Raw genomic sequence first — 12741 nt, 5'->3', positions numbered from 1 at the left:
AATGCCATGGCTGCCGACAGTGATATGGAAAAGACCGAAGACCCCACGGGTAAGAAACTCAGTGAGGCGGCGGAAAAAGGTAATATTGCCCGATCTCAGGATCTGGGCACTGCGCTGGTCCTGCTGGGCAGCAGCGTTGGTATTTTGATGTATGGCGCTGAATTGGCTGAAGCAACTTTACAAGTATGTCGGCGCCTGTTGAGCCTGAATCAAAAAGATGTGCAAGATCCGACGATGATGTCAGCGGCGGCTTATACCGCCTTAGCTGCAGTTACGCCGGCATTTTTGAAATTGTGTCTGGTGATCCTGATCGCCGGCTTTGTCGGCAATACGTTGCTGGGTGGTTTTAATTTTACTTGGTATGGTGCCAGTTTTCGACCGGATAAACTCAGTCCGTTAGCCGGAATCAAACGGATGTTCAGTGTTAACTCCTTGATTGAGCTGTTCAAAGGTATATTAAAAGTGACTGTTGTGTCCGGCTCGGCATATTTGCTGTTAAAGCTGTTTTTTGACGACATTATGGCTTTGTCGCTGATGACCAGTCCGGATGATATTGCAGCCTCCATATACTTGCTGTGCTGGATGTTTTTTGGCCTCTGTGCCAGTACCTTACTGATCGCTGCCATTGATGCGCCGTACCAAAAGTGGCGCCACATTCAGCAGATGAAAATGACCAAGCAAGAGGTCAAAGACGAGTACAAAAACTCGGAAGGTAACCCGGAAATTAAGGGCCGGATCCGTGGCTTGCAGATTCAGATGTCACGCCGGCGGATGATGCAGGCGGTGCCGACTGCTGATGTGGTCGTGACGAACCCGACACATTATGCGGTAGCGCTTAAATACGACCATGGTAAGCAACGCGCGCCGGTGGTTGTAGCAAAAGGTGTTGATCAGATGGCGTTGTATATCCGCCAGATCGCCGAAGCCAATAAAGTCCCAATTATCCGCTCGCCTGCACTGGCACGCTCGGTCTATCACACCACTGAATTGGATCATCCCATTCCGGAACAGCTTTTTTCTGCAGTGGCCCAAGTGTTAGCCTATGTCTATCAGTTGAAAGTGTATCGGCGCGGCAAAGGCCAAAAACCCAAAGCATTGGCGAAAGATCTACCAATCCCGGATGGTTTCCGTCACTGATCGGGATTGAGTCTGCCGTATTGTTTCATCATGGAACGGTTTTTGCCTTAGCAGGGAGTATGTCAATTTTCCGACGGAACTCCCATGCAGTTAGCCAATGTCCTGACTCGGTTTGACCGGTCCCACCTGCAACATCTGAAAGGTGTCGGTACCCCTTTATTGATCCTTGCCGCTCTGGCGATGATTGTGCTGCCGATGCCGCCTATTCTGCTGGATATTCTGTTCTCTTTTAATATTGCCCTCGCGCTAGTGGTGTTATTGGTGACTATCTATGTCAACAAACCGCTGGATTTTGCTATTTTTCCGTCGGTGCTATTGGTCGCGACAATCTTGCGGCTGGCGTTAAACGTCGCCAGTACCAGGGTTGTACTACTCGAGGGGCATACGGGGCCGGATGCGGCGGGCGCAGTGATCGAGGCTTTCGGCCACGTGGTCATCGGCGGTAATTATGCCGTCGGTATCGCGGTGTTTACCATTTTGATTATTATCAACTTTGTCGTTGTGACCAAAGGCGCCGGCCGTATCGCAGAGGTAACCGCGCGCTTTACCCTCGATGCGATGCCCGGTAAGCAAATGGCGATTGATGCAGATTTGAATTCAGGCTTTATCGACCAAGACCAAGCGCGTAAACGCCGCGAAGAAGTCACTGCAGAAGCCGATTTCTACGGTTCAATGGACGGTGCCACCAAGTTTGTTAAAGGGGATGCCATTGCCGGTTTGATTATTTTATTTGTTGGGCTCATCGGCGGGATTTTTATCGGCACATTGCAGCATGATTTGCCGTTTGGGGAAGCCATGGAGGTATATACGCTACTGACCATTGGTGATGGTCTGGTCGCGCAAATTCCCGGTCTGTTATTGTCGATTGGTACTGCCATCATCGTCACCCGGCAAAATAAAGAAGCTGATCTCGGTGAACAAATGAGTGGTCAGCTGGGCAATCTGAAAGTTCTGATCGTCTCTGCTGGTCTGCTGACCATCATGGGGATAGTACCAGGTATGCCGCATCTGGCATTCTTGAGTTTGGCTGCGCTGTTAGGCGGTGCCGCTTATTTCATCCACAAAAAGAGTAAAGCACCAGCCATTGCAGCGGGTCAGACCCGTTCTGAACTTGTCCCATCTTCTGAACTGACGCCGCAAAAAGAAATCAGCTGGGATGATGTGCAGCCAGTTGACGTGATCGGGCTGGAAGTGGGTTACCGCTTGATCCCGCTGGTCGATAAAGCCCAGGGCGGTGAATTACTGGCCCGCATCAAAGGCGTGCGGAAAAAACTGTCGCAAGAGCTGGGCTTTCTCATTCCGGCTGTGCATATTCGCGACAACCTCGATCTGGAACCCAATACTTACCGCGTCACGCTGATGGGGGTCAACACCGGCCAATCAGAACTGCGACATGATAACGAACTGGCGATTAACCCAGGACAGGTATTTGGTAACCTGAAAGGGATTGCCACCAAAGACCCGGCGTTTGGCCTCGATGCCGTTTGGATCCCACGGAATCAGCGTGAACATGCTCAGACGTTGGGCTACACCGTGGTGGATGCCGCAACCGTAGTCGCTACGCATCTGAGTCAAATTCTGACTAACAATGCTGCAAGTCTGCTTGGTCATGAAGAAGTGCAAAATCTGTTGGATATGTTGGCGAAGACCTCGCCAAAACTGGCCGAGGCATTGGTGCCAGATACGCTGCCACTGCGCTCTGTGGTCAAAGTGCTGCAGAATCTGTTGCATGAAGGCGTGCCGATCCGTGATATGCGGACTATTGCACAAACCTTGGTGGACACCGGCGCCCGCAGCCAGGACATTGATGTCCTGACCGCGTCCTGCCGTATTGCGCTACGCCGACTCATCGTGCAGGAAGTCGCCGCCGGTGCTGCAGAAATTCCGGTGATGACTTTTGCCCCTGAGCTTGAGCAAATGCTGCATCAGTCGATGCAGGCTGCAGGCAGCGATGGCGCAGGCATTGAACCAGGACTGGCAGAACGCATTCAGCAATCGCTGCGCGATGCGTCTCAACAACAGGAATTAGCCGGTGAGCCTGCAGTCTTGCTGACTTCCGGTATCTTACGCAGCGTGATGGCACGATTCGTGAAGTACACCATTCCAGGACTACGGGTTTTATCCTATCAGGAAATTCCCGACGACAAACAAGTGCGGATCGTCAGCGTGGTTGGCCAGGCGGGTTAGGAGTTAAACGATGAAAATAAAGCGCTTTGTAGCAAAAGATATGCGCACAGCATTGGCGGAAGTGAAAGAATTTCTCGGGCCAGACGCGATTATTCTATCGAATAAAAAAGTAGCAGGAGGCATTGAGCTGGTAGCGGCGGTAGACCCGGAAGCCAGGCCCGGCAAGGCTCCTGTGGCTGAAGAACTACAAAAGCCGGCGGCTGCTACAACCGGTAGTCAGCTCAATATCCGCGTCGACGATGATGAACCTGAACAAGAAGCGCCGGCGGATTCGCTGCGTGCTCTGCTCGCCCGGCAGATGATCAAACAACAAAAAGCGCATGCCGAACCGGTCGTTGCAAGCGACAAAAAATTGACTGCAAAAGTGACCGCTGAAGTTTTGCAGTCGCCGCTATTGAACAAAAATCGTCCGGCTGCGCCGCAAGATCGTCAGAATCCTGCCACTGCACCAGTCGCAACTGCAGCGCTGGCGGATTTCAACAAGTTGCAGCAGCAACAGATGCAGTTAATGCAGCAACAATTTGACAGCATGCGTCAGGAAATGGGCTCGATGAAGCAGTTGCTGCAGCATCAGGTATCCGGACTGATGTGGCAGGACCTGGCACGACGTGAACCAGTCCGTGCGTTAGTGATCGATAAACTCTGCGAATTAGGTTTGTCAGAAGCAATGGCTGATCAGCTTGCCTGCTTTATGCCAGAAGACATTGCTGACGGCGATGCCTGGGAATGTGCGCTGGAGTTATTGGCAGGCCAGCTGACCACAACCAATGACGATTTGATGCGCCGTGGCGGTGTGGTGGCTTTAGTCGGCCCTACCGGCGTAGGTAAAACCACCACAGTTGCCAAACTTGCAGCGCAATTCGCCCGGCTGCATGGCCCGGAACAGGTCGCTTTGATTACAACGGATACTTTTCGTATCGGCGCTTTTGAACAGCTTGCCACTTTTGGCCGTATCATTGGTTGTCCGGTAAAACAGGCTAAAGATCACGAAGAATTGGCCTTACTGTTAACGCAGTTGCAGCAACGTAAACTAATCCTGATTGATACAGCGGGTATGAGTCAGCGCGACGTTCGTCTGGCAGAAAAACTCTCAGCGCTAATGCATAATTCGCGTGTCAAAATAAGAAGTTATCTGGTATTGTCTGCGACCTCGCAAGCCCGTGTAATGCAAGAGACAGTGGAACACTTCAAACGAATTTCATTGTCGGGTTGTATTTTCACAAAACTTGATGAATGCTTAAGCTTGGGTGAAATTATCAATATCGCAATTCAAAATGCTTTACCAGTCAGTTATTTGACCAATGGTCAACGGGTTCCTGAAGACATTGAAGCTGCTCAGGCCAAAGTGATGGTGACGCAGGCTGAACAACTCCGACTGGCGAATAGTAATGCAGGTCATCAGTGGTATCAGGATGTAGCAGCCCGGGCGGATGGAACCTATGCATAATCATGAATTAATGTTTGATCAAGCCAGCGGCCTGAGAAGAATGAAAAAGCAGATGGTAAAAGTAATAGCTGTGACCGGTGGGAAGGGTGGTGTTGGTAAAACCAACGTCACACTGAACCTGGCGATGGCTATGGCCCAAATGGGTAAAAAAGTTTTAGTGTTGGACGCCGACCTCGGCCTCGCCAATTGCGATGTCATGTTGGGTCTGCGTGTCGAGAAAAATTTGTTCCACGTGCTGGCTGGTGAAGTTGAGCTTGATGATATTCTGATCGAAGGTCCATTTGGCATAAAAATCGTGCCGGCGACTTCTGGCACACAATCAATGACTGAACTGAGCCCGGCGGAACACGCAGGTCTGATCAGGGCCTTCAGCGAATTACGTACTCCTTTTGATGTATTGTTGGTCGATACTGCCGCCGGTATTTCTGACATGGTGTTGAGTTTTTCACGCGCTTCCCAGGACGTTCTTGTTGTCGTCTGTGATGAACCGTCATCTATTACCGACGCTTATGCCCTGATGAAGATCCTCAGCAGGGAACATGCTGTGCAACGTTTTAAAATTGTCGCTAATATGGTTCGTAGTCTGCGGGAAGGTCAGGAATTGTTTGCGAAGTTGAGCCGGGTGACAGATCGGTTTCTGGATGTCACGCTTGAATTAGTCGCGACTATTCCTTTTGACGAGAACGTGCGTAAAGCGGCTCGAAAACAACGCGCTTTTGTCGATGCATTTCCAAAAACACCGGCCTCACTGGCGGTGAAGACTCTCGCAACGCGCGCTGTGCAGTGGCCAGTCCCACCCAGCGCTTCGGGGCATCTGGAGTTTTTTCTTGAGCAGTTGGTTCAGCCGCAATCCGAACGGCGGGGGATGATGTGAATAGTCGTTTAGCAGCATACGGCGGAAATAATCAGCTACAGTTGCTGGTAGAAAAACATGCGCCACTGGTTAAACGAATTGCTTACCACTTATTAGCGCGTTTACCTGCCAGCGTACAGGTCGATGATTTAATTCAATCAGGCATGATTGGTCTGATTGAAGCGGCAAAAAATTTCGACAACACCAAGGGTGCCAGTTTTGAGACCTTTGCCGGGATCAGGATCCGCGGATCTATGCTCGATGAGATCCGTCGTGGTGATTGGACCCCGCGGTCTGTCCATCGTAATTCCCGTTTAATTGCTGAAACTATCGCCGAACTCGAAGCAACATTGGGTCGAGACGTAAAAGATGTTGAAGTTGCTGAAAAACTTGATATAACTTTAGATGAATATCATCACATGCTCAGTGACGCGAGTAATGGCCGTATCGTTGGTATGGAAGACTTAGGGATTAGTGAGGATGTGTTGGTCACCGCAAATGATAAGCAGGGTGACCAGCTGTTTGAAGAGCAGGCCAGCGATTCGTTCCAGCAAGCATTGGTAAAAAATATCAGTAGCTTACCGGAGCGCGAGGCAATAGTATTGTCACTCTATTATAATGATGAACTCAATTTAAAAGAGATTGGCGAAGTACTGAGCGTCAGCGAATCTCGGGTCAGTCAAATTCATAGTCAGGCATTGCTGCGGTTGCGTTCGCGGATGCAAGACTGGTTGTAAATTTTGAGAATAACCACTGGGGTATCTCGTCGGAGGGGATTTTGGATAAAAATATGAAAATTCTCGTGGTAGACGATTTTTCTACTATGAGACGCATCATTAAAAACCTGTTACGTGATTTAGGCTTCACGAACGTACAGGAAGCAGATGATGGCAGCACGGCTCTGCCTATGCTGCAAAATGGTGATTTTGATTTTGTCGTCACCGACTGGAACATGCCAGGAATGCAAGGGATTGATTTGTTGCGGGCTATCCGCGCAGATGCAAGACTGAAGCATATCCCGGTTCTGATGGTCACTGCTGAAGCCAAGAAGGAGCAGATTATTGCTGCTGCTCAGGCCGGAGTGAACGGTTATATCGTTAAGCCATTTACTGCAGCAACATTACAAGAGAAGTTATCAAAAGTATTTGAGCGCTTAGGTTAAGCCGTATCTGACACAGGAGTGGCGCTATGTCTGCATATACGGCACCTATAATCACCCTGCAACAGGCGCGTGAGCTTGTGCAGTTGCTGGAGATGGGCGAGCAGGATGCCGCCAACGAACTGGTGCAGGGGCTTGCGGTACCTGGTTCGTCTGAGCTCTTCGCCGAAGTAGGGAAACTGACGCGGCAACTGCATGATTCTCTCAAAAGCTTTCAGGTTGACCCTTCCATCAGTAATTTGCTGGAAGAGGATATTCCTGATGCCAAACGCCGGTTATCCCATGTCATCGACATGACTGAGCAGGCGGCAAATCAAACTATGGACGCAGTGGAAACTTGTTTACCGATTGCGGACAAGCTGAGTAGTAGTTTGAATGCAATCCTTCCTGAATGGCAAAAATTGATGACCAGGAACCTAAAACTTGGTGAATTCAAAGCCTTATGCCATAGTTTAAATAGTTTTCTACACGAATCCACAACCAATGTTGATGCATTGCAAGGGTCAATGACCGAAGTGCTGATGGCACAAGGATTTCAGGACTTAACCGGGCAGATCTTGCGCCGTGTGATAGAACTGGTTCGCGAAGTAGAAGACAGCTTGATCGGATTATTAACTGCATTTGGACATGTCACTGTCGCTGCAGACGCCAGACCTGCTGTAGTACGCAAGCCCAAAGCCGGGCATGAAGCCGAAGGGCCGATTATTGATGCCGGCAGCCGGAATGATGTGGTGCAGGGACAGGACGATGTTGACGATTTATTATCGAGTTTAGGGTTCTGAGAGAGGTAAGGTGGCATGGGCTTTGATTTAGATGAGGATATTTTACAGGATTTCCTAGTCGAAGCCGGCGAGATCCTGGAAGCATTGGCAGAACAGTTGGTCGAACTAGAAAACAACCCCGACGATTCTGCTTTGCTCAACGCAATATTTCGTGGATTTCATACGGTAAAAGGCGGCGCTGGTTTCTTGTCCCTGACTGAGCTGGTTGACGCCTGTCATGGTGCGGAAAACGTTTTCGATATTTTACGAACTGGTAAGCGGCGCGTCACTTCCGAATTAATGGACGTGATTTTGCAGGCGCTTGATGCGATCAATGAGATGTTCGCCAATGTCCAGGCACGCCAGCCACTGGAGCCTGCAACCCCGCAATTGCTGGAAGCTTTGCACCGACTTAGCGAGCCGGAAGGTGCAGATGAACATCATGCCGCCCCTGTCGCAGAACCGGAAATGAGCATAGAATCCTTTGATGCCGCAGTCTCATTTGAAACTGAAGCAGAACCTGTCGCAGTTTCAGGCTCAGTCGATGATATTAATGATGATGAGTTTGAACGACTGCTCGACGAGCTGCATGGCGGCGGTGCTCCAGGGCGCGACGCAGCACCCGTCCCTGCTCCGGTGATAGCTCCGGTAACGTCCGCGAGTACCGATATTACCGATGATGAATTTGAAGCGATCCTTGACCAGTTACACGGCAAAGGGTCGTTTATCCCAGGACAGACCGAACCTGCGGCACCTGTTGCGGCATCAGCTAAGCCTGCTGCGGCTCCAACGCCTGCAAAAGCGGCCGGAAAAGCTGGCGATGACATCAGTGATGATGAGTTTGAGTCGCTGCTGGATGAATTGCACGGCAAAGGCAAAGCCCCGGTTGGTGTTGCCCCTGAAGCAAAACCTGCGGCTAAACCTCAGGCTGCACAACCTGCTGCGGCAGCTGCACCTGCGAAAGCGGAACCAGTAAAAGCAGAGGCAGCAAAACCTGCTCCAGTGCCGGCGCCAGCGCCAGCACCTGTTGTTGCAAAAGAAAAAGATAGCGGTGATGGCGACAGCAAAGGCGCAGCTCAGGCAGATACAACAGTGCGGGTTGATACAAAACGGCTTGACCAGATCATGAATATGGTCGGTGAGCTGGTATTGGTAAGAAACCGGCTGGTGAGCTTGTCGAGCGTTGCGCAGAACGAAGAAATGAGCAAAGCCATTTCGAATCTGGATGTTGTTACCGCCGATCTGCAAGGCGCCGTGATGAAAACCCGGATGCAACCGATCAAAAAAGTATTTGGCCGGTTTCCTCGGGTGGTTCGCGACCTCGCGCGCTCACTGCAAAAAGAAATCAATCTTGAACTGGAAGGCGAAGAAACCGATTTAGATAAAAATCTGGTCGAAGCGCTGGCCGATCCGCTGGTGCACTTAGTGCGCAATTCTGTTGACCATGGTATTGAAATGCCAGATGTCCGGGTCAAATCTGGCAAACCCAGAAATGGTTTGGTGAAACTCGCGGCACAACAGGCCGGTGATCACATTTTATTGACCATTCAGGATGACGGCGCAGGGATGGACCCTGAAAAGCTGAAATCTATCGCGATCAAGCGCGGCGTGCTTGATCCTGATGCGGCCGCCCGTATGTCTGACACCGAAGCGTTTAATCTGATTTTCGCACCGGGCTTTTCCACCAAAGAGCAGATTTCCGACATCTCAGGCCGCGGCGTTGGCATGGATGTGGTGAAAACCAAAATTAACCAGCTCAATGGTACCGTGCACATCCATTCAAAGCTTGGTCAGGGCACACTGCTGGAAATTAAAGTCCCGCTGACACTGGCGATCCTGCCGACGTTGATGGTCGTTGTTGGCAAACAGCCATTCGCTTTGCCTTTGGCAACAGTCAATGAAATCTTTCATTTGGACCTGTCAAAAACCAATATCGTTGACGGCCAATTAACGATTGTGGTGCGGAATAAAGCAATCCCATTGTTTTATTTACAACACTGGCTGGTTCGGGGGTCCGATAAAAAACTGCGCCGGGAACAAGGTCATGTCGTGATCGTGCAGATCGGTACGCAACAGGTTGGTTTTGTCGTAGATTCTTTGGTCGGACAGGAAGAGGTCGTGATCAAACCGTTGGACGCATTGTTGCAAGGGACTCCAGGTATGGCCGGAGCTACTATCACATCAGATGGTAGTATCGCGCTGATACTTGATGTGCCAAATCTGTTAAAGCACTATGCGAAAAAATCCAAAATCAAATTTGACCGTTTTAATAACTTAGTGTCATAGGAGCCAGCTCTATGGCAATCAGAGTATTAGTGGTTGATGATTCGAGCTTTTTTCGTCGTCGTCTGACTGAAATTATTGCGGCTGACCCGGAAATGGTCGTTGCCGGAACCGCAAATAACGGCCGTGAAGCCGTTGAGAGAGCTTTAGAATTAAAGCCTGATGTTATTACCATGGATGTTGAAATGCCCGTGATGGATGGCATTCAGGCTGTGCGCGAGATTTTAAAAACACAGAGAATTCCTATTCTGATGTTTTCATCATTGACGCACAACGGCGCTAAAGCCACGCTGGATGCGCTTGAAGCGGGAGCCACCGACTTCCTGCCAAAGAAGTTTGAAGATATCGCTCGGGACAAAGCCGAAGCGATTGATTTGCTGCGTCAGAGAATAAAGGCTGTTGCGAAGCGGCGATTGTCGGTGAAACCGTCAGCGCCAGCTGCCCCCCAACCGGCGCCAATCAGCCGCCCGGTGGCTGCGCCAATTGCCCGCACGCCAGCAAGTCGCGCAGAGCTGCTCCGCACGGTCGATCGCCTGGACACACCTGAAGGTCATGAGCGGCCATTCAAGCCTACTGGAAAACAATACAAAATTGTGGCGATAGGGACCTCAACAGGTGGCCCCGTAGCGCTGCAGACCATTATCACGGCGTTGCCTGCAACTTTTCCTCTGCCAATTTTATTAGTCCAACATATGCCAGCTGCTTTCACCGGCGCGTTTGCTGCACGCTTAAACACATTAGCAAAAATCGAAGTCAAAGAAGCGGCGGATGGCGATGTTTTGCGACCAGGCGTGGCTTATCTCGCACCAGGCGGTAAGCAAATGCTGTTAGAAGGTTCTGAGACGCATTGCAAAATACGCATTAAAGAAGATGACTCGCCGCGGATCACATTTAAACCTAGTGTAGATATTACTTTTGGCAGCACGGCAAAAGTATTTCAGGACAAGGTATTGGCGGTGGTTCTAACTGGCATGGGTTCAGATGGCAGAGATGGTTCGCGTTTGCTGAAACAATTTGGCTCTCGGATCTGGGCGCAGGACGAAGCCAGTAGTGTCGTATACGGTATGCCGCAGGCAGTTACTGCAGCTGGCCTGACAGATGTTGAAGTGGGTTTGGCCGATGTTGCTTCGAAGCTGATTTCGGAAGTTGGTCATGGATAGACTGGCATTATTAGGCCTGACGCTTGGATTGTTTGCGATTGCTAGCGGTTTTACGCTACATGGCGGTACGCTGAGCACTTTGTTTGATTTACCGGCGTTGGTCATCGTCATTGGCGGGACGCTTGGAGCTGTGCTGTTTCAGACACCATTGCCGCAGTTTACAATCGGTATCAAGATGTTGGCCTGGGTGTTTAAGGCCCAATATGTACCATTAAATGCAACAGTTGAGCGCTTGATTAACTGGGGCACTGCAGCGCGCACCAACGGATTCTTATCATTGGAAGCCGAAGCGCTGCAGGAATCAGATCCATTTTTACACAATGCATTGAACTTGTTGGTGGATGGTATCGAACCGTCAATCATTCAAGATGCACTGGATACTGAGCTGACGCTGGAACGTGAACGATTATTACGTAGTGCCAGAATATATGAATCTATGGGCGGTTACAGCCCGACCATCGGCATCATCGGTGCCGTCCTTGGCCTGATCCAGGCTATGCAAAATATCAATAACCCTGAACTCCTTGGCAGTGGGATTGCAACGGCCTTTGTCGCAACAATCTATGGAGTCGGATTCGCTAACCTGATTTTTATTCCGATCGCTAACAAATTAAAAGCGGTAGTGATACAGCGGTGTCTGTATCAGGAGTTAATTGTTGAAGGTGTGGTGTCGATTGCTAACGGCGAAAATCCGCGGGTGATTGAGCGTAAGCTTGCTGCATATCGGGTGAGCTGATATGTATAGAAATCGGGTCCGACATCAGGACAACGAGCAAGAACCGCTGGATCGCTGGTTGGTGTCATACGCCGATTACGTCACGTTAATGTTTGCGTTGTTTGTTGTGCTGTACTCGATAGCTATTCACAAAGAAGAACAATACAAGACCATTTCAGAAACGCTATCGCAGGTGTTTGAAAAACCAGTGGATAAACAGACTGGTGTCACCGGAGACGCAGTACTGACGGATAATCAACCGAAAAGCGATTATCAACAGTTTGGTACTTCGCTGGAATCTGCCAGTGGCCCTGAAATTGTCGCTGATGCTAAAGAGCAGCCCGTGCTGGAGAAGCCTCAGTTTGGTAATCCATTAGTCTCGTTACAAGAACAACTCACACAGTCTTTGGCAAACCTGATTGAAAAAGGCGTGGCTAAAGTGGAATCAGATGAAGATTGGTTAACAATCCAGCTAAACAGCGGATTGTTGTTTCCAAGCGGCAGTGGTTCACCGATAGCTTCCGCAGATATCGTGTTAAAAGAGATCGTCACAGTGCTGAATCAGACCAATAATGTCATCAGAGTGCGTGGCTATACTGACAATGAGGCTATCCATAACGAAATTTTTGATTCTAACTGGGAGCTGTCAATGGCTCGGGCGATGGCGGTGTTGCGTCGTTTACAGGCACTTGGCGTCAAACCAGACCGGATGGCCGCTGAAGGTTACGGTCAGTATGCGCCATTTGGTGACAATTCAACGGCCGAAGGCCGTACTGAAAACCGCAAAGTAGTGATTGCAGTGTCAAAATTGTCAGCAAAAGGTTCTGGCAGCAGTTCGGACGCCGCGGCAGATGTCAGCGTCTTGCCACAGGTCGCCGAGAGTGCTGGAGGATTGCAGTCACCAGCGTCATCTCAGGCGGAACCCGCAGAGATCTCTGCAGACGGAACAATCAAAGTAATCCGTTTGCCGCATGGTGGTATTAAAATTACGTCAGCGGCAGACAGTCCGCCGCCGGCGCAACAAAAACGGGATAATTGA

11 protein-coding genes are annotated in these 12741 nt (G+C 50.2%); all 11 read left to right on the top strand.

Annotated elements, in window-relative coordinates:
• The first annotated feature begins 6 nt into the window (after positions 1 to 6).
• A complete protein-coding gene (flhB, locus tag ACQ66Q_RS06885) occupies positions 7 to 1137 on the top strand; it encodes a flagellar biosynthesis protein FlhB (protein WP_430456115.1) in 1131 nt (376 codons plus the stop codon).
• A gap of 84 nt (positions 1138 to 1221) precedes the next feature.
• Positions 1222 to 3324: a flagellar biosynthesis protein FlhA gene (gene flhA, locus ACQ66Q_RS06880; RefSeq protein ID WP_430456114.1), complete on the top strand. Its 2103-nt coding sequence runs from the start codon at positions 1222 to 1224 to the stop codon at positions 3322 to 3324.
• Positions 3325 to 3334: 10 nt separating this feature from the next.
• Positions 3335 to 4771, top strand: coding sequence for a flagellar biosynthesis protein FlhF (gene flhF, locus ACQ66Q_RS06875; protein WP_430456113.1), 1437 nt, complete (start codon positions 3335 to 3337; stop codon positions 4769 to 4771).
• Positions 4772 to 4823: 52 nt separating this feature from the next.
• On the top strand, positions 4824 to 5645 hold the full coding sequence (locus tag ACQ66Q_RS06870) for a MinD/ParA family protein (RefSeq protein ID WP_430456112.1): 822 nt from the start codon (positions 4824 to 4826) through the stop codon (positions 5643 to 5645).
• Positions 5642 to 6361 carry an RNA polymerase sigma factor FliA gene (locus tag ACQ66Q_RS06865; RefSeq protein WP_430456111.1) on the top strand — a complete coding sequence of 240 codons (720 nt, stop codon included), beginning with the start codon at positions 5642 to 5644 and terminating at the stop codon, positions 6359 to 6361. Before ACQ66Q_RS06870 ends, ACQ66Q_RS06865 begins: the two co-directional genes overlap by 4 nt.
• A gap of 53 nt (positions 6362 to 6414) precedes the next feature.
• The gene (gene cheY / locus ACQ66Q_RS06860) at positions 6415 to 6786 is read left to right on the top strand and encodes a chemotaxis response regulator CheY (protein ID WP_206099418.1); all 372 of its coding nucleotides are present in this window, start codon (positions 6415 to 6417) and stop codon (positions 6784 to 6786) included.
• A 26-nt stretch (positions 6787 to 6812) separates the two neighbouring features.
• On the top strand, positions 6813 to 7565 hold the full coding sequence (locus ACQ66Q_RS06855) for a protein phosphatase CheZ (RefSeq protein ID WP_430456110.1): 753 nt from the start codon (positions 6813 to 6815) through the stop codon (positions 7563 to 7565).
• A gap of 15 nt (positions 7566 to 7580) precedes the next feature.
• A complete protein-coding gene (locus ACQ66Q_RS06850) occupies positions 7581 to 9830 on the top strand; it encodes a chemotaxis protein CheA (protein ID WP_430456109.1) in 2250 nt (749 codons plus the stop codon).
• Between the two features lie 11 nt (positions 9831 to 9841).
• On the top strand, positions 9842 to 10987 hold the full coding sequence (locus ACQ66Q_RS06845) for a protein-glutamate methylesterase/protein-glutamine glutaminase (protein WP_430456108.1): 1146 nt from the start codon (positions 9842 to 9844) through the stop codon (positions 10985 to 10987).
• Positions 10980 to 11723 carry a flagellar motor protein gene (locus tag ACQ66Q_RS06840; RefSeq protein ID WP_377247387.1) on the top strand — a complete coding sequence of 248 codons (744 nt, stop codon included), beginning with the start codon at positions 10980 to 10982 and terminating at the stop codon, positions 11721 to 11723. Before ACQ66Q_RS06845 ends, ACQ66Q_RS06840 begins: the two co-directional genes overlap by 8 nt.
• Position 11724: 1 nt before the next feature.
• Positions 11725 to 12741 carry an OmpA family protein gene (locus ACQ66Q_RS06835; protein WP_430456107.1) on the top strand — a complete coding sequence of 339 codons (1017 nt, stop codon included), beginning with the start codon at positions 11725 to 11727 and terminating at the stop codon, positions 12739 to 12741.

The organism is Rheinheimera sp., from assembly GCF_965283995.1.
GTDB lineage: Bacteria > Pseudomonadota > Gammaproteobacteria > Enterobacterales > Alteromonadaceae > Pararheinheimera.
This window is presented reverse-complemented; position numbering and strand designations above follow the sequence as displayed.

Coding starts and splice junctions, on each gene's coding strand:
- ACQ66Q_RS06845 (WP_430456108.1), top strand. CDS start 9,842: ATGGCAATCAGAGTATTAGTGGTTGATGATTCGAGCTTTTTTCGTCGT.
- flhF (WP_430456113.1), top strand. CDS start 3,335: ATGAAAATAAAGCGCTTTGTAGCAAAAGATATGCGCACAGCATTGGCG.
- flhB (WP_430456115.1), top strand. CDS start 7: ATGGCTGCCGACAGTGATATGGAAAAGACCGAAGACCCCACGGGTAAG.
- flhA (WP_430456114.1), top strand. CDS start 1,222: ATGCAGTTAGCCAATGTCCTGACTCGGTTTGACCGGTCCCACCTGCAA.
- ACQ66Q_RS06840 (WP_377247387.1), top strand. CDS start 10,980: ATGGATAGACTGGCATTATTAGGCCTGACGCTTGGATTGTTTGCGATT.
- ACQ66Q_RS06855 (WP_430456110.1), top strand. CDS start 6,813: ATGTCTGCATATACGGCACCTATAATCACCCTGCAACAGGCGCGTGAG.
- ACQ66Q_RS06870 (WP_430456112.1), top strand. CDS start 4,824: ATGGTAAAAGTAATAGCTGTGACCGGTGGGAAGGGTGGTGTTGGTAAA.
- ACQ66Q_RS06835 (WP_430456107.1), top strand. CDS start 11,725: ATGTATAGAAATCGGGTCCGACATCAGGACAACGAGCAAGAACCGCTG.
- cheY (WP_206099418.1), top strand. CDS start 6,415: ATGAAAATTCTCGTGGTAGACGATTTTTCTACTATGAGACGCATCATT.
- ACQ66Q_RS06850 (WP_430456109.1), top strand. CDS start 7,581: ATGGGCTTTGATTTAGATGAGGATATTTTACAGGATTTCCTAGTCGAA.